The sequence below is a fragment of the Amycolatopsis suaedae genome (assembly GCF_004214935.1).
In the GTDB taxonomy this organism is placed as follows: domain Bacteria; phylum Actinomycetota; class Actinomycetes; order Mycobacteriales; family Pseudonocardiaceae; genus Amycolatopsis; species Amycolatopsis suaedae.
Genome location: NZ_SFCC01000009.1, coordinates 335,966 through 353,802, shown reverse-complemented (window position 1 = coordinate 353,802; position 17,837 = coordinate 335,966). Strand labels below are relative to the sequence as shown.

General features: G+C 70.2%; 16 protein-coding genes and 1 pseudogene. 8 read left to right on the top strand and 9 right to left on the bottom strand.

Going from position 1 to position 17,837, the window contains the following annotated elements:
* Window positions 1-117 precede the first annotated feature (117 nt).
* The 9 genes from EWH70_RS19940 to EWH70_RS19900 all read right to left on the bottom strand — a co-directional run bounded on the left by EWH70_RS19940 (window position 118) and on the right by EWH70_RS19900 (window position 10,415).
* Window positions 118-1,380, bottom strand: coding sequence for an IS256 family transposase (locus EWH70_RS19940; RefSeq protein WP_420809077.1), 1,263 nt, complete (start codon window positions 1,378-1,380; stop codon window positions 118-120).
* A gap of 377 nt (window positions 1,381-1,757) precedes the next feature.
* A complete protein-coding gene (locus EWH70_RS19935; protein WP_338078589.1) occupies window positions 1,758-2,471 on the bottom strand; it encodes a hypothetical protein in 714 nt (237 codons plus the stop codon).
* 451 nt (window positions 2,472-2,922) lie between these two features.
* On the bottom strand, window positions 2,923-4,434 hold the full coding sequence (locus EWH70_RS19930; RefSeq protein WP_130476948.1) for an amidohydrolase family protein: 1,512 nt from the start codon (window positions 4,432-4,434) through the stop codon (window positions 2,923-2,925).
* A gap of 1 nt (window position 4,435) precedes the next feature.
* Window positions 4,436-5,731 (bottom strand): activator-dependent family glycosyltransferase, encoded by a 1,296-nt coding sequence (locus tag EWH70_RS19925; protein WP_130476947.1) that lies wholly within the window; start codon window positions 5,729-5,731, stop codon window positions 4,436-4,438.
* A 12-nt stretch (window positions 5,732-5,743) separates the two neighbouring features.
* Complete coding sequence (locus tag EWH70_RS19920) at window positions 5,744-6,397, bottom strand: CPBP family glutamic-type intramembrane protease (protein WP_130476946.1); 654 nt, start codon at window positions 6,395-6,397, stop codon at window positions 5,744-5,746.
* Window positions 6,398-6,399: 2 nt separating this feature from the next.
* Window positions 6,400-7,221 carry a SagB/ThcOx family dehydrogenase gene (locus tag EWH70_RS19915; RefSeq protein ID WP_130476945.1) on the bottom strand — a complete coding sequence of 274 codons (822 nt, stop codon included), beginning with the start codon at window positions 7,219-7,221 and terminating at the stop codon, window positions 6,400-6,402.
* A 9-nt stretch (window positions 7,222-7,230) separates the two neighbouring features.
* Window positions 7,231-8,613 carry a YcaO-like family protein gene (locus EWH70_RS19910; RefSeq protein ID WP_130476944.1) on the bottom strand — a complete coding sequence of 461 codons (1,383 nt, stop codon included), beginning with the start codon at window positions 8,611-8,613 and terminating at the stop codon, window positions 7,231-7,233.
* Window positions 8,610-9,629, bottom strand: a complete 1,020-nt coding sequence (locus EWH70_RS19905; RefSeq protein ID WP_130476943.1) for a TOMM precursor leader peptide-binding protein — start codon at window positions 9,627-9,629, stop codon at window positions 8,610-8,612. Before EWH70_RS19905 ends, EWH70_RS19910 begins: the two co-directional genes overlap by 4 nt.
* A gap of 24 nt (window positions 9,630-9,653) precedes the next feature.
* Window positions 9,654-10,415 (bottom strand): Rossmann-fold NAD(P)-binding domain-containing protein, encoded by a 762-nt coding sequence (locus EWH70_RS19900; RefSeq protein ID WP_130476942.1) that lies wholly within the window; start codon window positions 10,413-10,415, stop codon window positions 9,654-9,656.
* 180 nt (window positions 10,416-10,595) lie between these two features.
* Between EWH70_RS19900 and EWH70_RS19895 the strand changes: the two genes are divergently transcribed.
* The 8 genes and pseudogenes from EWH70_RS19895 to EWH70_RS19860 all read left to right on the top strand — a co-directional run bounded on the left by EWH70_RS19895 (window position 10,596) and on the right by EWH70_RS19860 (window position 17,815).
* The gene (locus EWH70_RS19895) at window positions 10,596-11,879 is read left to right on the top strand and encodes an activator-dependent family glycosyltransferase (protein ID WP_165436339.1); all 1,284 of its coding nucleotides are present in this window, start codon (window positions 10,596-10,598) and stop codon (window positions 11,877-11,879) included.
* A gap of 10 nt (window positions 11,880-11,889) precedes the next feature.
* Window positions 11,890-12,891, top strand: coding sequence for an NAD-dependent epimerase/dehydratase family protein (locus tag EWH70_RS19890; RefSeq protein WP_130476940.1), 1,002 nt, complete (start codon window positions 11,890-11,892; stop codon window positions 12,889-12,891).
* Window positions 12,888-14,105 carry a class I SAM-dependent methyltransferase gene (locus EWH70_RS19885; protein WP_130476939.1) on the top strand — a complete coding sequence of 406 codons (1,218 nt, stop codon included), beginning with the start codon at window positions 12,888-12,890 and terminating at the stop codon, window positions 14,103-14,105. Before EWH70_RS19890 ends, EWH70_RS19885 begins: the two co-directional genes overlap by 4 nt.
* 147 nt (window positions 14,106-14,252) lie before the next feature.
* On the top strand, window positions 14,253-14,675 hold the full coding sequence (locus EWH70_RS19880) for a GntR family transcriptional regulator (RefSeq protein WP_240687085.1): 423 nt from the start codon (window positions 14,253-14,255) through the stop codon (window positions 14,673-14,675).
* A complete protein-coding gene (locus EWH70_RS19875) occupies window positions 14,672-15,556 on the top strand; it encodes an ATP-binding cassette domain-containing protein (protein WP_130476938.1) in 885 nt (294 codons plus the stop codon). The genes EWH70_RS19880 and EWH70_RS19875 overlap by 4 nt, the downstream gene beginning before the upstream one ends.
* Window positions 15,553-16,257, top strand: coding sequence for a hypothetical protein (locus EWH70_RS19870; protein ID WP_130476937.1), 705 nt, complete (start codon window positions 15,553-15,555; stop codon window positions 16,255-16,257). The genes EWH70_RS19875 and EWH70_RS19870 overlap by 4 nt, the downstream gene beginning before the upstream one ends.
* A gap of 26 nt (window positions 16,258-16,283) precedes the next feature.
* Window positions 16,284-16,955 (top strand): annotated as a pseudogene (locus EWH70_RS19865) (ABC transporter ATP-binding protein); the annotation flags it as partial.
* A 74-nt stretch (window positions 16,956-17,029) separates the two neighbouring features.
* The gene (locus EWH70_RS19860) at window positions 17,030-17,815 is read left to right on the top strand and encodes an ABC transporter permease (RefSeq protein WP_130476935.1); all 786 of its coding nucleotides are present in this window, start codon (window positions 17,030-17,032) and stop codon (window positions 17,813-17,815) included.
* The last annotated feature ends 22 nt before the right edge of the window (window positions 17,816-17,837 follow it).

The window sequence follows — 17,837 nt, the reverse complement described above, 5'->3', positions numbered from 1 at the left end:
GCCTGATCAGACCGGTGACAAACTCGATGGTGGACTTCGATACCGGCAGGGCGCTCTGGTAGACAGTGGGGCCGGAGAGCCTGTCAAGGTTTTTGTGTATGTGTGGGCAAATGGGGGTTAGTTGATGTGTTGGTCGAGGCGGTCTGGGTAGTGCAGGACGAGGGCGCCGAGGGCTGGTTTCCAGCCGTGGACGGTGGCGCCTTCGACGAGCCGGCCTGGGGCTTTGCGCTGGTTGGGCGGGATGCCTTTTTCCTTGTCGCGTTGGCGGGCTCGTTTGTCCTCGATGTCACGGATGGCGAGCCAGAGCAGCTTGATCACCGCGTCGTCGGTGGGGAAGTGGCCGCGATTCTTGATGATTTTGCGGAGCTGATAGTTCAGTGACTCGATCGAGTTCGTGGTGTAGATGATCTTGCGTAGTTCGGGTGGGAAGGCCAGGAACGGGATGAATCGTTCCCAGGCGTTCTCCCAGGTCTGCACGGTGGCGGGATACTTGCGGCCGAGTTCGGAGTTGGCGAAGTCGGCCAGCTCGACCTGCGCGGCCTCCACCGTCGGCGCGGTATAGATCGGCTTGAGCGCGGCGGCGACCTTCTTGCGGTCGTTGTAGGACACGAACCGCATCGCCGCCCGGATCAGGTGCACCGTGCAGGTCTGCACCGTGCTCTGCGGCCAGGTGGCCTCAATCGCCTCGGGGAACCCGGTCAGCCCGTCACAGCACACGATCAGCACGTCACGCACCCCGCGGTTGCGCAGCTCGGCGCACACCCCGGCCCAGAATTTCGCGCCCTCGCTGGCCTGGACCCAGATTCCGAGCACGTGCTTGACGCCGTCGAGGTCGACGCCGACGGCGAGGTGCGCGGCCTTGTTACGTATCTGGTGGCCGTCGCGGACCTTCACCACCAGCGCGTCCAGGTAGATGATCGGGTAGATCTCCTCCAGCGGCCTGCTCTGCCAGGCCTTGACCTCGTCGAGCACCGCGTCGGTGATCGTGGAGATCGTGTCGTGGGACAGCTCGGTGCCCAGCGTGCGGGCCAGATGGTGCTGAATATCGCGCACCGTCATCCCACCCGCATACAGCGAGATGATCATGTCGTCCAGGCCCCCGGCCCGCCGGGCTCCCTTGGGCACCAACCGGGGCTCGAACGAGCCCGCCCGGTCCCGCGGCACCGACAACTCCACGTCCCCGACCTCGGTCGCCACCGTCTTGGCACTCGACCCGTTACGGGAGTTGCCCGAGCCCCGACCAGCCGGATCACCCTTGACATAACCCAAATGCCCGGTCATCTCGGCCTGCAACCCACGCTCCAGCACAGCCTTAACCAGCTCAGGCAGCACCCCACCCTCACCGGTCAACGCCAACCCACCCTCATCCACCCGCGACATCACATGATCAAGCAGACCAGCATCGATCATCTCGTTGATCACCTGCCGCGCAGACGACGACCGACCATCAGACACAGACACCTGTGTACTCCTCCAACAAAGTTGATCTCATACACAGAACATCTGACACGCCCGGGCCGGAGCCCTCAGAGTGCTGATCTTGGGTCACATCTTGATCAACATCTGAGGGCTCCACCTCGTTCCAGCGAGCACCGCTGACACCCCTCCACCCCGTTCCCGCGCAACGGTTACCGCGAATGTCACCGCACTGACCAGCACAATCAGGATGAAAAATCCCCATTGGGGGAGTTCAAGTTCCCCAATGTGGCATTGGGGAACTTGAACGCAACAATAGCCGCATTGGGCACGGTCGCCTGTCATCTCAGATGGACCGCCGGTCGTGGTCGAGCCTTCGCCGCTTCGTATGCCGCGCGTAACTCCGCAGCCACTGCGGCCGGTTCGGTGCGTAACCGCGAGGGCAACGTCTGCACCACCACCACACCCGCCGCGGCGTATCGAGCGTTGCGCTCCAAAGTCCGCGCGTAGTCCGCGGGGGATAAGTGAAACTCCTTCGAGTCGATCTCCCATGCCAGTGCGACCTCCTCGCACCAGGCATCAGGCGTCGCCACGTGGACGCCGTCCGAATCGAACACCTTGACGTTCCAGAGCGCCTGAGGCAGGCCAGCCATCTCCCACACGGTTGTCGCATCGATCTCCGCGACCGACCTCGCTCCTCCCACCATCTCGCGGAGGGCACGCCGAGGCAGAGCGGAACCTCGCTGACTTCCCAGATTCAACTCCTCAATTAGATCCTCCAACCGCGCGTAACCACGTTGCACAGCTTCGGCGAGCAACGCACGGATCGCATCGATGTCCCGGAGGCGACGAACGCCGTCGAGTACTGCGCGGACGACCGGTGCCAGCGGTACACCGTTACGGAATGTCGGATTCGGCAGCCGAGTCGTCCTCTCGATCAGGACGAACCCAACACTCGTCACCTCCCTGCTCGCCGGCGCCAACAGGTGCACCAGCCGTGGTTCGGGCAACCGACGCAAGCCGTAGCGCCGAGCCGCCCACAAGCCGGTGATCATGCTTCCGGTCTTACCTTTCAGGAGCGCAGCCCGCGTGCATTGCCGTTCGTTCGGTTCTGAGTTCGAAAGCTGGATGACTCCCGGCAGCAAGCGCCTCCACGGACCTCCTGGCAGACACCGCTGGTAAATGGCGCGCCGTGACATTCCCAACGCTTCCAACTGCGCCGCGCGTACAACATCGTGATCGCGGCGCCGACCTGTCACCAGCGGGTGGCTATCCCATTTTCCTCTGAACACGGCCCCAGGATGCGTCCATCCACTGACAATGTCAGCTCGCCTGTCCACCAATGGTCCGATCGCAGGCTTCACCTCACCAAATCCACCATCGGCATGACCAGAGAAAGCCACTGGCCCCCAATGTGGCATTGGGGAACTTGAACTCCCCCAATGTGGCATTGGTGTACTCCAAACTCCCCCAATGCCACATTGGGGGAGTTTGGCCCGGGCGGCCTCAGAAGCAGGCGCAGGCCGGGCGCGTGAGTGCGGCCGCGGACGCGGGCGGCGCCGGGCGGCCGGCGGCCTCCTTCACCGCCGCCAGCATGCGGAGCCGCTCGTCCGCGGTGATGACCCGGCCGCGGACGACGACGGTGTTCACCTTCGCGGTGTTGCGGATGTCGGCCAGCGGGTCGGCGTCCAGGACGACCAGGTCGGCGACCTTGCCCGGCGCGACCGTGCCCGCGGTGGCCTCCTGGCCGAGGAACCGGGCGGCGTCGCGGGTCATCGTCTGGATGGCCGCCATCGGCGACAGCCCGGCCCGCACCAGCAGTTCCAGCTCGTCGTGCACGGCGAAGCCCGGCACGACGTAGGGGTTGGTGCAGTCGGTGCCGCCGAGCACCCCCACACCCGCCCGATGCAGCCTGCCGACCAGGCGCAGCCGGTCGGTGAAGTACGCCCGCTGCCGCGCGATCTGCTCCGGCGTCTTCGGCTCGGTGCGGGCCAGCGCGCCCTTCCACGGGTCCTTGATGTAGCCGGGCAGGTACTCCAGCCGCGGATCGTCGACGTAGTCCGACGCCGGGGACGACACGATCCGGTTCACGGTCAGCGTCGGCGACACCCAGCTGCCGTTACGGACGAGCCGAGCGAACACCGCCGCACCCCGGCGCGGGTCGTAGTGCGCGGCGGCCAGCCGGTCGAGTTCCCTGGTCTTGAGGAAGAACGCCAGCGGGTCGGCCGGGTCCAGCGGGGTGCGGGCGAGTTCGGCACGCAGCCGGTCGTGCAGCCGCGACACCGACAGTGGCAGGTCGTAGAGGTGCTCGAAACAGCGCTGCCCCAGGTCGCTGGCGGCGGGCAGGGTCGAGCGGTACGGGACGTGGCCGCCGAACGGCAGCCCGAGCCGCCGTGCCTCGTCCGCGACCGCGGCGAACGGCTCCGCTTCCAGGTAGGAGTAGACCTTGATCAGGTCGGCCCCGCCCTCGGCCTCCGCCCGCACGGCCGCCCTCGCCTCGTCCACTGTGGACACCCGGACGGCGTTCTCCCCCATCAGCGAGATCGGGCCGTCGACGAAGTTGCTGGCGATCACCATCCGCGGCCCGAGCAGCTCACCGGACTCGATCCGCTCCCGGATCGCGTGCAGCCACGGGAACCCGCCCATCTCCCTGACCCCGGTGACACCGTTGACCAGGTACAGCGGGATGGAGATGTCCTCGTAGGCGGTGCCGTGGGTGTGCATGTCCCACAGCCCGGGCAGGACGAACTTGCCGCGCGCGTCGATGATCGTGGCGCCCCTGGGGATCCGCGCGTGCCCGTGCGCACCCGCCCACACCACGTGCCCGCCGACGACGATCACCGTCGCGTCCCGCAGCGGCCGCGCCCCGGTCCCGTCGATCAGGGTGGCGTGGGTGATGACGGTGACGTCCGGCGACGCGGCCCGGGCCGGCCCGGACAGCAGCCCCGGCACCGCCAGCGCCGCGCCGCTGACCGACAGCCAGCGCAGGAAGTCGCGGCGGCTGGTGTTGTCGAACATGTCAGGCCCTCCCAAGGGGTAGCAACTCGCGTGCGTGCTCGCGGGCCAGGCGTTCCAGTACCGGCACCAGGTCGGCCGGCGCGGGGACGGCCCGCGCCTCCTCCCGCAGCCGCTGCGCCCGGTCGGCGAACGACGGTTCGGTCAGCAGCCGCCGCAGCTTCCCGGCCAGCACCTCCGGGGTCAGCTCGGCCGCGGACACGCCCAGCGCGGCACCCTGGTCGATCACCTGGCGGGCGACGCCTTCCTCGCCCCACTGGTTGATGCCGTCGGACACGTACAGCTGCGGCACGCCGTGCGACAGCGCAGTCGCCACTGTGCCGGCGCCGAAGTGGTGGACGATGGCCGCGCACGTGGGCAGCAGCGCGTCCAGCGGGACGAAGTCGAACACCCGCACGTTGTCCGGCACCGTGCCGATCTCCTCCAGCTGACGCAGGTCCAGCGTGGCGATCACCTCGACGTCCAGCTCGGCCAGCGCCGCGAGCAGGTCGCTGACCGGCGGCGTGGGCAGGCCGTAGTCGCGGGCGGACAGGCCCAGCGTCAGGCACACCCTCGGCCGCGGCGCGGGTTCGTGCACCCACTCCGGGAACGACGTCCGGCCGCTGTAGGGCACGAACCGCATCGACAGGTGCGGCGGCCCGCCGGGAACCTGGATGGACGGCGGCATCGGGTCGATCGTGGCGTGCCCGGTCACCAGGTCCTCACTGAACTCGCCGCCGTAGGGGGCCAGCCGCCCGGCCAGCCACTGCGCCATCGGGTCGTCCCGCAGTTCCTCGGGCTGCTCGGCGGACAGCCGGTGGAACAGCAGCCGCATCCGGCCGAAGTGGTCCGGGCCGAACACCACCCTGGCGTGGGCCGCGCCGCAGGCCGCCGCGGCCAGCCCGCCGGCGTAGGTGAACGCGTCCCAGATCACCAGGTCCGGCTGCCAGTCGCGGGCGAACCCGACCAGGCCGGCGAGCATCTCGTCGTCGGCGAGCACGCCGGAGATCGCCGTGGAGTACAGCGTGAGCGCGCCCCGCACGTAACTCCAGGACAGTCGCGCCGGGTCGGTCTCGGCGAGGTTGAACAGCGACCGGTCGCCGGGGAAGTCGCCGTACTCGCCGACCTTGCGGGCCTGCTCGGGCATGTCCAGCACGGTGCCCACCGGCACGGCGGCCAGCCCGGCGTCCTGGATGGCGCCGACCAGGTCGGGCTGGCTGGCCACCCGCACCTCGTGCCCGGCCGCCCGCATCGCCCAGGCCAGCGGCACCGACAGGTTCAGGTGGGACCGGGCCGCGAACGTCGTGAACAGCACACGCATCTGAGTCCTCCGTTACCAGCTGCTCGACGGGGGCACGCCCGCGACCTTGGCCCGTTTGCGGGCGGGCACCAGCTTGCGGGCACAGGCCAGGGTCAGGTTGTGGGCGAGGTGGCAGACCAGGGCGGCGAGCAGTCCGCCGGTCAGCGCGATCCCGGTCAGCAGCAGGCCGAACACCGTCTGGTACGGCACGGCACGCGGCCCGCTCGCCGGAACGTGCAGCACGGCGAACGCGGCGACAGCCAGCACCACGGCCACCGCGAGCGGGAGTCCGAAGTGGACAGCCACGGTAACGGCGGCGAGCCGCCACAGCACCTCCTCCGCGGCCACGCCGGTCACCATCGGCACCAGCTCACCCGCGGGCGGCAACGGCCGGGCGAACGGCCGCAGCGGCTTGCCCGCCAGCCGGGCCGACAGCAGCGGCAGCACCACGCCGATGCCGGCGGCGGCGACCGACACCGGCCAGTTCTGCCACCACGGCACCGCCGTCTGTCCACTCAGGACGATCAGCGCCAGCGTGCCCAGCACGGTGGTGGCGTAACCGTAGACGGCGGTCCCGTGCTGCCGCAGCACCGCGACCGCCCGGCGCTCACCCGAACGCCGGGCGAGCCGCGCCAGCACCCACGGCAGGGCCAGGTGCGCGGCCAGGACCACGAGCAGGACAGCCACGATCAGTCCGGCGACGGCCCGACGAGCAGCGCGTACAGCGGAGCGTCGTCGACGCCGTTGTGATCGGGCAGCAACGCGGTCAGGTCGTTGTCCAGGAACCCGCCCAGCGGCCGCGCCGCCAGCCCGTGCCCGGTCGCCACCAGCAGGATGTTCTGCGCCAGGTGACCGGACTCGATCAACGCGAACCGCAGCGCCCGCTGCCCGTACTTGAACCGCGACCGCCAGAACGACGCGGTGACCAGCAGCACGGCGGCCGACTGCCGGGACAGCTCCGGCGAGACCAGGCAGTCGTGCAGGGCCTCGTCGTCGACGTCGCCGAGGTCGGCCAGCACCGAGCGGAACGGGTCGAAGTGGTACAGCCCGTTGCCCCGCAGGCCGTCGACCCGGCGGGGCACGACGAACACGTCCAGCGGGAACAACGCGCCCCCGGACGGGGTGGCCCGGCGCGGCAGGCCGTCGCGGTCGGTCACCCCGTAAGTGCGCCGCAGCAGGCTGGACAGCAGGTCCAGCCGCAGCGGCCCGGCACCGAAGCCGTCCGCACTGCGGCGGGCCCGCAGCGCCGCGTCCAGCGTGCCGTCCAGTGCCGCGGGCTCGGGCAGGTCCACGGCCAGCCTGCTGGCGTAGCGGCGGGCCGCCCGCGCGCTCATCGTGCGCAGCTCGGGCGACTGGTCCAGCGCCACGATGCCGGGCAGGTCGTGGTGAACGGTCGACGAGTACAGTTTGGACGCTTCGAGGTAGTTCTCCGCCGGGTCGTCGATGTCCGGAATACCGGTGCGGTAGACGACGCTGAGAAGGTTCGAGCTCTCGACCTGCAGGTCACCCATGTCGGATCCTCACGGGAAGGGGTGCGGGAGTGGGTTGACGTAGTCGGCGTCGGCCGGGTCGATGTGCCCCTGCTCGACGAGCCTGCCGTGCAGCCGGTCACCGCCGAGGTGACGGCCGGCGTACCCGGCGTCCAGCGGCTGCAGCTGCGGGGAGAACACCTTCACCACGTGCCCGCCCGCTTCCCGGACGTCCGGGCTGGTCGCGTCCACCGCGTACAGGTTGACCCCGCCCGCGGTCGCCCGCTCGATCAGCGCGTCACGCAGCTCGCCGGGGTTGCCGTCGGGCAGGCGGGGCAGGTCGGCGACCGCCACCCGCTCGCTGCTGGCGTCGAGGAACTCGGTCTCGGCCACCAGCGACGGGTTGGCGTAGAGGCCGACGTGGTCCTCGAACGCGGTGATGGTGCGGTAGAAGTCGCTGTCCGGGTCGGGCACGTCGCCGTCGCGCTGCTTGAGGAACGCCCAGCCGCGGGTGCTGACCGCCTCGCAGACGGCCTTGGTCACCGCGCGCCTCGGGTCGGCCGCGGCGGCGGCACCCAGGCCGAGCGGGGCGAAATCGGTGTTGCGGTTGCGGACCACCGCGAGAACCGCCGCGACACCGGCGAACCTGCTGACGTCCACAATGGACACGTGCATGCCGCTGGGCCACACGTGCCTGCGGAAGAACGCCGCCAGCTCCGGATCGGACTCGACGTCCACCAGCGGCAGGGACAGCCGCTTGTACCAGGTGACCATCACCCCGTCGCGTTCGAGCAGCTCCAGGATGCCGCCGACGAGTGCCTCGTCGGTGGTGCTGCCGTAGGCGAGGCCGTTGCTGGTCGGGTAGGTCAGCGGCGGGTCGCGCAGCAGGTTCTCGCACAGGTAGACCGCCTGCGCGGGCAGCCACACCCGCTCGCCGTCGCCCAGCCGCAGGCTCGCCGTCCAGTGCATCCGGGTGTCGGCGGTGTAGGGCTGGAACGGGACCTGGGGGTGCTCGTACTGCCACCGCGCGAACGGCTGGTACTCCTCCGGCGACAGGCAGGTCAGCCCGTCCGCGGTCAGCTCGGCGTAGGTGCCGTGCCGCAGCTGGTCGAACGGGACGAAGGCGCCGCTGTAGCGTTCGACGGTCTCGCCGATCGCGCTCAGCCGCGCGCCGTCCGGGTCCGGGCCCGCGCCGCCGTTGGACTTGTTGCAGGCGACGTCGATGAGCACCTTGGAGTTGCAGGCGTCCGCGGCGATCGAGTAGGCGTAGACGTCGTCGGTGTCGTGCAACCGGTCGTAGAGGCTGCGCACGATCCCGACCACCGGTGACAGGAACGTGTTCATGGTGCGCTCGGCCTGTTCCCGCGGTGTCCACGGCACGGTGCCCGCCGGGGCGAGCGCGGGAACGGTGAGCGGCTGCGCTGCGGTGGTCATGCGCCCTGCTCGTCGTCGTAGCGCGGGAACCACACCTGCGGGTAACCCCGTCCGGCGGCCGGTGAGCACACCGGACAGCGCGGGACCCGCAGCACCCGGTGGTGCTCGGTGGTGATGCCGGTGGAGTCGATCTCGAACGTGGTCAGCCCGCCGGGCAGCGGCTGGCGCATCTGCTCGTGCAGGCCGGCGAACTCGGTGATCCGGTCGGTGACCATGCCCGCCAGCACCAGGTTCAGCCCCGGGTAGCGGGCGGAGTTGTCCAGCTTCTGCCGCAGCGCGGTCACCCCGGCCAGTTCCTCGGACACCGCGACGTCCGGGAACGCGGCGGCCCTGCGCAGCCGGTAGCACTGGTAGCAGGCCGACTCGCCGGGTACGACCCACGGCCCGACGGTCGCCCGCTCGCCGTCGAAGGGCAGCACGGCCAGCCACGGCCGGGGCCGCTCCTCGGCCAGTGCCCGCTGGTTCCACTCCTCCAGCAGGTCGTCGTCGTCATGCGCCCCGGCGACGACGGTGACGTAGGCCGACTCCACCGCGTCGGCGCCGGTGACCCGCAGCCCGGCCTGGCCCGCGGACTCCCGCAGCCGGTCCGCCAGCTCACCGGTGCCCAGCACGGCGACCTCCCTGGTCGCCAGCCGCCGCGCGATCGTCGCGCGGTCGACGATGCCGCCCGCACGCTGGTAGAGGCCGACGACCACCGGGTCGTACCGCTCGCCGTCCTCGGCCTCGATGAGGAGGTTGGCCTCGACCAGCTGGTCCATGAGCCGTTCCAGCTGGGCGAGCTTGCCCGCGTCCACCGAGCCGGTGTCGATGCTCACCATTCCGTTTTCCGCCCCGTCCAGAAGTGCGTTGACGAACTTGCTGACCGCCTGTCCGGCACTACGGGTGACAACACCGCCCTGCCGGATCAGCAATCCCTTCTCACCGAACAGCACGCGTGCTTCGGAATTGACGATCCAGTACTTCTTCGTCGAACCCGCGGTCGGTTCTTTCTGCCGCGCGACATCGGATAAAGTCATTGCCGTACTCGCTTTCTTCGGGTATTACCGGGAGCCGACGAGTTTCGCGGCGGCATCGGCCAGATAGTCGCCGAGCTGTCGCGGCGGGCGCCCCAGCGCCTTCTCCAGCACCGGCGAGACGGCGCGGTTGCGCTCCCCGGTGACCCACACCATGTACCCGGCGCGCTCGGCGGCGTAGCGCGCGTCGTAGTCGGAGCGGGTCATCGACACCCGCTGCATGTCCTCGTCGAGCTGCACGTGCAGCACCGGCCCCTTGCCCAGCGCGGTGAACTCGCCGAACGCCCTGGCCACCGGCACCACCTCCGGGCCGGTGACGTCGTAGGCGGCACCCCAGCGGTCCCCGGACTCCACCAGCGTGGCGACCAGCGCGACGACGTCGGACACGTCCACCCACGGCGCGCCACCGGGCTGCCAGGCCGCGTAGATCGTGCCGGCGTTGATGAACCTGCTGCCCCAGGCCAGTTCCTGGCCGAACGCGGCGCAGCGCAGGATGCACCAGTCGCCGCCCGCCGAGGCGAACGCGGCCTCGCGGGCCGCCACCTGGGCGGGGAACGTCCCGGCGTCGGCCTCGCCCGCCTTCGGGATGGACAGCAGCACCCGCCGGGCCGTACCGAAGTCGGTCTCCAGCGTCGCCGGGTCCGGCGCGCACAGGTCGGCCAGTACGACGTCGGCGTCGCCGAGGCCGGCGGCCTCCCGCAGCGACGGCGTCGCGGCAATTGCCTCCGCGACCGGTCCCCGCAGCGATTCCCGAAGGCCCAGCGCGTACACCGAAGAAACTGACGTCATTTTCTCCCCTTCACCGCGGCTTTCGGCGACATAAACACGCCATTTCCCCACCGGCCGTCGAGTATCGTCGAGATCGATGCAAGACGGTGTCAACTCAAGGGTGGACGCCCGAACGACATAGTGAACGGTGTAGGCTGCTCGCGGCGGCCACTGGTGCTCTGGGGGAATTCGATGCGGGTAATGTTCGTCGTTTTCGGATCACGTTCGCACCTGACCATCATGGTGCCGACGGCGTGGGCGCTGCGGTCGGCGGGCCACGAGGTGTGCGTGGCGAGTCAGCCGAACCTGACTGGCGCCATCAACGACGCGGGCCTGACCGCCGTGTCCATCGGCGAGGAACTCGATCTCTCGGAGAGCATCGGCGCGGCGTGGCGGCCGGACGGCACCTTTCCCGGCCAGACGTACACGCTCAGCGAGAACCGGCCGGAGAAGCTGACCTGGGACTACGTGCACGCCACGTTCGGGCTGTTCTCCGGCATGTTCGGCGAGTGGTTCGGCAACGACGCCGTCCTCGACGACGCGGTGCGCTTCGCCAGGGCGTGGAAGCCGGATCTGGTCGTCTGGGACGCGCTGACCTACTGCGGCCCGGTGGTGGCCGCCGCCTGCGGTGCGGCGCACGCCCGCATGGTGTTCGGTCTGGACTACCTGGCCCGCATGCGCGCGGTGTTCCACCGGCTGGCCGCCGAGCAGCCCGAGGACCTGCGCACCGACCCGATGGCGCACTGGCTGGGCCACCGGCTCGCCCGCTACGACGCGGGCCCGTTCACCGAGGACATGGTGACCGGGCAGGTGAGCATCGACCCGATTCCGGCCTGGGTGCAGGTGGAGACCGACGAGGAGGCCGTGCCGCGGCTGCCGATCCGCTACCTTCCCTACGGCCCCCGTGCGACCGTTCCAGCCCTGCTGCGCACGCGGCCGCAACGGCCGAGGGTGCTGCTCACGCTGGGCCTGGCCACCCGGGAACTCGGCCTGCCCGCGCCGCCCCTCGGCGAGCTGCTGGAAGGGCTCGGCCGCGTCGACGCCGAGGTGATCGCCACGCTCAACGCCGAACAGCTCAGCCTGGTCGGCACCATCCCGGACAACGTGACGGTCTTCGACTTCGTGGCGCTGGAGGTCGCGCTGCCCACCTGTTCGGCGATCGTGCACCACATGGGCGCGGGGTCGACCTACAGCGCCGTCGAGTTCGGCGTGCCGCAGCTGTGCCTGCGCGACGAGGTCAACTTCTGGGGTGAGCACGACACCGCGCGGCGCGTGGTGGAGCGCGGCGCCGGGCTGGCGCTGGGCGCCGACGAGCTGACCGCGGACGCCGTGCAGCAGACGCTGACCAAGCTGCTGGCCGATCCGTCGTTCGCCGAGGGCGCGGCCGCGCTGCGGGAGGAAACCCACCAGGCGCCACCGCCCACCGGGATCGTGGGTGCGCTGGAGGCGCTGGCGGACCGGTCCAGAGCCGCGCTGACCCGGTAGGGGAACGGACATGGCGCACAGACCGCTGATCGTCGTGCTGGGCGCGTCCGGGCTGCTCGGCACCGCCGTCGCCAGGGAACTGTCGGACCGTCCGGTGCGGTTGCGGCTGGTGGCCCGCCGCGGTGGCAGCGCGCCGCCCGGAGGTCGTGCCGACGTCGAGGCGCGTGCGGCGGACCTGACCGAACCCGGTGTGCTGGCCGCCGCGGTCGAGGGCGCCGACGCGGTGCTGCACCTGGTGGCGCATATCGCCGGCGAGACGACCTGGCGGGTGTCGGCGCACGACTCCGTGGCCGAGCGGATCAACCAGGGACTGGCGTTCGACCTGGTCGACGCCGTCCGCGCGGGGCGCCCGAAACGGCCGCCGCTGGTGGTCTTCGCCGGGTCGATGTCGCAGGCGGGCCGCGCCGTGTCGGGCAGGCTCGACGGGACCGAACCGGACCGCCCGCTGACCGTCTACGACGAGCACAAACTGGCCGCCGAGCGAGCGCTCAAGGACGCGACCGCAGACGGGACGATACGGTCCGTCTCGCTTCGGCTGGCCACGCTGTTCAGCCGGGGTACCGATCCGGTCGCGCTGGACCGGGGCGTCGTCGCGGCGATGATGCGCAGGGCGTTCGCGGGCAAGCCGCTGACGCTGTGGAACGACGGCACGGTCAAGCGCGACCTGCTCTGCGTCGACGACGCGGCCGCGGCGTTCACCGCCGCGCTGGACCGCGCGGACGAGCTGACCGGCGGGCACTGGCTGGTCGGCACCGGGCAGGCGACCCGCGTCGGCGACCTGTTCGGATCCATCGCCAAGCTCGTCGCCACGGCGACGGGACGGCCGCCGGTACCGGTCAACAGCGTCGTCCCGGCGATGGCCGGCGCCACCGACACACTGGATTTTGTCGTGGACCCGCGGCGTTTTACTGAGGCCAGCGGCTGGTCGGCCCGGCAGCGCCTGCACGAGGCACTGGAGAGCACGGCGGCGGCGTTCGCCCGAACCATCGAGTCGCAGAAGGAGCCGACATGACGACTTGCCGTATCTGCGCGGGACCGGTCGAGGAGTTCTTCGACTTCGGCAGGCAGCCGTTGTCGGACGCGTTTCCCGAGCCCGGCGCGACCGAGCCCGAGTTCTTCTACCGGCTGGCCGTGGGCATGTGCCCGCACTGCACGATGGTGCAGCTCATGGAGGAAGTGCCGCGGGACAAGATGTTCGGCGAGCACTACCCGTACCTGTCGTCGGGTTCGACGGTCATGCGGGAACACTTCGAGAAGCTGGCCGAGCAGCTGCGGGGCAGCGAGCTGAACAAGCCCGACCCGTTCATCGTGGAGCTGGGCTGCAACGACGGCGTGATGCTGTCGACGCTGGCGCAGGCGGGCATCCGGCACCTCGGCGTGGAGCCGTCGGGCAGCGTCGCCGACGTGGCCGCCGCCAAGGGGGTGCGGGTCCGCAAGGACTTCTTCGAGGAGTCGGTGGCCAGGCAGATCCTGGCCCAGGACGGGCCGGCCGACGTCATCTTCGCGGCGAACACGCTGTGCCACATTCCCTACGTGGACTCGATCCTGTGGGGCGCCGGTGCGCTGCTGGCTCCCGACGGGGTGTTCGTGTTCGAGGACCCGTATCTCGGCGACATCGTGCGCCGCACCTCCTACGACCAGATCTACGACGAGCACTTCTACTTCTTCACCGCCCGGTCCGTCGCCACGCTGGCGGCGCGGCACGGGCTGGAACTGGTCGACATCGAGCCGCTGGTGGTGCACGGCGGCGAGCTGCGCTACACCCTGGCCAGGGCGGGCAGCCGCACGCCGAGCGCGTCGGTCACCGAGACCATCGCGCGGGAGCAGCGCGAGGGCCTGGCCGAGCCCGCCACGCTGCGCCGGTTCGCGGCCGAGGTGGAACGCAACCGCACAGAGCTGGTCGAGCTGCTGCGGCGGCTGCGGGCCGAGGGCAAGCGCGTCGCGGGCTACGGCGCGACGGCGAAGAGCGCGACGGTGCTGAACTTCTGCGGCATCGGGCCGGACCTGATCGAGTTCGTCAGCGACACCAGCGTCACCAAGCAGGGCAGGCTCACCCCCGGCTCGCACATCCCGGTGCGCCCGCCGGCCGAGTTCGCCGACCCCTACCCCGACTACGCGGTGCTGTTCGCCTGGAACCACGCCGACGAGATCCTGGCCAAGGAGCAGGGCTTCCGCGAGGCCGGCGGCCGCTGGATCCGCTACGTGCCGGACGTGCACATCACCTGAGGTCGGGCCGGGCACAAGCACGTGAAGGCCACCTTCATTACGTGAGACGTGGTGAAGGTGGCCTTCACGTGCTTTCCGGACCGCCCGGGTGCACCCGGGCGCACCCGGCCACCGGTTTGACACCTCTTCGGCTATGTGGTTCATTAGTTGAGTAATGAACCCACCGACCACGAGGTGCCCATGTTCGACGACCGCAGCCCGATCTACCGGCAGATCGCCGAGCAGATCAGGGCGGACGTGCTGAGCGGGGCACTGAAAGGCGATGACCAGGTCATGTCGACCAACCAGTACGCCAAGTTCCACCGGATCAACCCGGCGACGGTGGCGAAGGCGTTCCAGAGCCTGGTCGAGCAGGGAGTCCTCTACAAGAAGAGAGGTCTGGGCATGTTCGTCTCGCCGGGCGCGCGGGAAGCGCTGCGGGGCGAGCACCGGGAGTCGTTCATGACCGAGGTGGTGGATCCGATGCTCGAACGGGCCCGCCTGATCGGCATCCCACTGGAGGACGTCATCGACCGGATCAGGCAGGCCCAGAAGCAGGCGCAGGAGAACGAGAAGGCGGAACAGCGGTGATCCCGGACATCGAAGTCGACCGGCTGCGGCTGGACTACGGGCGCAGCACGGTGCTGCACGACCTGAAGTTCACCCTCCCCGGCGGGCGGATCTACGGCCTGCTCGGCCGGACCGGCGCGGGCAAGTCCAGCCTGCTGTCGCTGCTGGCCGCGTTCCGCAGGCCGACCGCAGGCACCGTCCACATCGGAGGGCGGCCGGTCTTCGAGAACCGCGCGGTCACCCGGCAGGTGTGCCTGATCAGGGAGAAAGCAGACACCGTCGAGGGATCCGACCGGGTCGCCTCGGCGCTGCGGTTCGCCGCCGCGCTGCGCCCGCACTGGGACGACGACTACGCACGCAGGCTGCTGCGGATGTTCGACGTCGACCCGGACAAGCGCATCGAACAGCTCGCCCGCGGCCAGCGGGCCGGGCTCGGCGCGGTGCTCGGGCTGGCCAGCCGCGCCCCCATCACCATCTTCGACGAGTCCTACCTCGGCATGGACGCGGCCACCCGGATGCGGTTCTACGACGAACTGCTCGACGACTTCATGGCCAACCCGCGCACGATCATCGTCTCCACGCACCTCATCGAGGAGATGAGCTCGCTGTTCGAGGAGGTCCTCATCATCGACGAGGGCGAGCTGATCGTGCACGACGAGACCGACGGTCTGCTCAGCAGGGGCACGTCGGTGACCGGTCCGGAGGACGTCGTCGACGCGTTCGTCGACGGCATGTCGGTGATCGGCGAGAAACGCCTCGGCCGCACCAAGTCGGCGATGATCTACGGCACCCTCACCGAGGCCGACCTGGAGAAGGCGAGCGCGGCGGGGATCGAACTCGGCCCGATCGGCCTGCAGGAGCTCGTCGTCCACCTCACCCAGCGGCCAGGGAGCTTCGAATGATCACCACCTACCTGCGCATCCCCGCACCGAAGACCTACTCCTCGATCGTCGTCGCGTGGGCGGTCTTCGCCGTCGTCGTGTTCGCGGTCATCGGCGGGATCGCGTTGTTCGGCACCGTGCCGGGCAGCGTCTGGGAACCGGCGGCGCAGGTCCCCCGCTGGGGCATGGCCGTGGTCACCGCGTGGTCGTTCTGGATCTACCTGCCCGCCCACGTCGCACACGGCACCACCCGCAGGGAGTTCCTCGCCGGCATGTCGGTGTTCACCGTCGCCGGCTCGGGAATGATCGCCGCGCTCACCACCGCCGGCTACGTGGCCGAACGCCTGCTGTACCAGGCCAACGGCTGGGACCACACGCTGACGGCCGCGCTCGCGCCGACCTCTGCCGGTGACACGCTGCTGCTGTTCGCCGGCCTGTGGCTGACGTTCGTGATCTGGTCGGCGACCGGCGCGTTCCTCGCCGCCGTGTTCTACCGCCGCACGCCGCTGGCGATCGGCGCCGTGCCGCTGGGTGCGGTGCTGCTGGGCTCCGGCGAGGTCGCCATCGGCGCCCCCGCCGGGCCGTTCCTCGGCGACCTGCTGACCGCCGCCGGGCTGTCCGGTGCCGCCGCGGTGGCGCTGTGCGTGGCCGTCGTCGTGGTCGTGTTCGCGTTGCTGTGGCTGGCGGTGCGGGACATCCCGCTACGCACGAGCACCAACTGACCGTTCGAACAAAGGGAGAAGACGAGATGCCCATCATCGAAGTCAACGGCCTGCGGAAACGCTACGGGAAGACGCTCGCGGTCGACGACGTCAGCCTCACCGTCGAGGAAGGCGAGATCTTCGGGATCATCGGCCGCAACGGCGCGGGCAAGACCACCACCGTCGAGTGTATCGAGGGGCTGCGCAAGCCCGACCGTGGCTCGGTGTCGGTCTACGGCCTCGACCCGGTGCGCGACCGGGCGAAGGTGCGTCAGCTGGTCGGCGCCCAGCTGCAGGAAAGCCACCTGCCGGAAAAGCTGCGGGTGGAGGAGGCGCTGCGGCTGCACCGCTCGTTCTACCGCGACGGCGCCGACATCGAGCAGCTGATGAAGCAGCTCGGCCTCGGCAAGAAGCGCGACACGGCGTTCGAGAACCTGTCCGGCGGGCAGGCACAGCGGCTGTCGATCGCGCTCGCGCTGGTGGGCAGGCCCCGCGTCGCGGTGCTGGACGAACTCACCACCGGCCTGGACCCGCAGGCCCGCCGCGACACCTGGAAGCTGATCCAGAAGGTCCGCGACTCCGGGGTGACCGTCATCCTCGTCACCCACTTCATGGAGGAGGCCGAGCGGCTCTGCGACCGCATCGCGGTCATCGACAGCGGCCTGGTCAAGGCGGTCGACACCCCGGCCGGCCTGGTCGCCGGGGTCTCCGGCAAGCAGGGCGCGACGCTCGACGACGTCTACACCGAACTGACCGGCCACCGGCCGGAGCAGGACGACGAGGAGGACTTCTGATGACCGCGACACTCGACGTGGCCGCCATCCGCCCGGTGTCCCGCGTGCAGGCGTGGGGGCCGCTGATGGTCGCCGAGGCGAAGCTGCTGTGGCGCGACCCGGGCAGCCTGATCACCCCGCTGGGCCTGCCGCTGCTGATCATGGTGATGAACGGCCTGCGGTCGAACACGGCGTCCGACCAGGGGCTGGCCGGCATGCGGTACTTCGACGCGCTGGCCACCCCGGCGGCGCTGGCGATGATCGTCGCGGTCACCGGCATGATCAACGTGCCCAGCGTGCTCGCCGCCTACCGCAAGGCCGGTGTGCTGCGCCGGATGTCGGCCACCCCGGTGGGGCCCGGCTCGCTGCTGGGCGCTCAGGTGGCGGTCAACCTGGTGCTGTCGGTGATCGGGATCGCGATCGCGCTGGCCGTCGCGTTCGCCGGCTACGACCTGGCGATGCCCAGGCAGCTCGGCTGGGCACTGCTCGGGCTCGCGCTGGGCGCCTGCTCGCTCTACGCCTTCGGCCTGCTGATCGCGGCGATCGCCCCGTCGGCCAACTCGGCGGTCGGGCTGGGCCTGGTGCTGTTCTTCGCCACGTTCGCGGCGGGTGGCGGCTTCCTGCCGATGGACCTGCTGCCGTCGTGGCTGGCCTCGATCGGTGAGGTGCTGCCCTACGGCGCGGCGGTCCAGGTCATGTCCGACGCCTGGATCGGCCAGACCCCGCAACTGATCCACCTGGCGGTGCTCGGCGGCACGACGGTCGTCTTCGGCGGCTTGGCGGCCAAGCTGTTCCGCTGGGAATAGACCGGCCGCCCACGAGGAAGGC

Excerpts from the sequence above, each read along its gene's own strand:
- EWH70_RS19900 (WP_130476942.1), bottom strand. The coding sequence starts at position 10,415 with ATGACGTCAGTTTCTTCGGTGTACGCGCTGGGCCTTCGGGAATCGCTG.
- EWH70_RS19885 (WP_130476939.1), top strand. The coding sequence starts at position 12,888 with ATGACGACTTGCCGTATCTGCGCGGGACCGGTCGAGGAGTTCTTCGAC.
- EWH70_RS19915 (WP_130476945.1), bottom strand. The coding sequence starts at position 7,221 with ATGGGTGACCTGCAGGTCGAGAGCTCGAACCTTCTCAGCGTCGTCTAC.
- EWH70_RS19870 (WP_130476937.1), top strand. The coding sequence starts at position 15,553 with ATGATCACCACCTACCTGCGCATCCCCGCACCGAAGACCTACTCCTCG.
- EWH70_RS19895 (WP_165436339.1), top strand. The coding sequence starts at position 10,596 with ATGTTCGTCGTTTTCGGATCACGTTCGCACCTGACCATCATGGTGCCG.
- EWH70_RS19940 (WP_420809077.1), bottom strand. The coding sequence starts at position 1,380 with ATGTCGCGGGTGGATGAGGGTGGGTTGGCGTTGACCGGTGAGGGTGGG.
- EWH70_RS19910 (WP_130476944.1), bottom strand. The coding sequence starts at position 8,613 with ATGACCACCGCAGCGCAGCCGCTCACCGTTCCCGCGCTCGCCCCGGCG.
- EWH70_RS19935 (WP_338078589.1), bottom strand. The coding sequence starts at position 2,471 with ATGATCACCGGCTTGTGGGCGGCTCGGCGCTACGGCTTGCGTCGGTTG.
- EWH70_RS19890 (WP_130476940.1), top strand. The coding sequence starts at position 11,890 with ATGGCGCACAGACCGCTGATCGTCGTGCTGGGCGCGTCCGGGCTGCTC.
- EWH70_RS19925 (WP_130476947.1), bottom strand. The coding sequence starts at position 5,731 with ATGCGTGTGCTGTTCACGACGTTCGCGGCCCGGTCCCACCTGAACCTG.
- EWH70_RS19905 (WP_130476943.1), bottom strand. The coding sequence starts at position 9,629 with ATGACTTTATCCGATGTCGCGCGGCAGAAAGAACCGACCGCGGGTTCG.
- EWH70_RS19860 (WP_130476935.1), top strand. The coding sequence starts at position 17,030 with ATGACCGCGACACTCGACGTGGCCGCCATCCGCCCGGTGTCCCGCGTG.
- EWH70_RS19930 (WP_130476948.1), bottom strand. The coding sequence starts at position 4,434 with ATGTTCGACAACACCAGCCGCCGCGACTTCCTGCGCTGGCTGTCGGTC.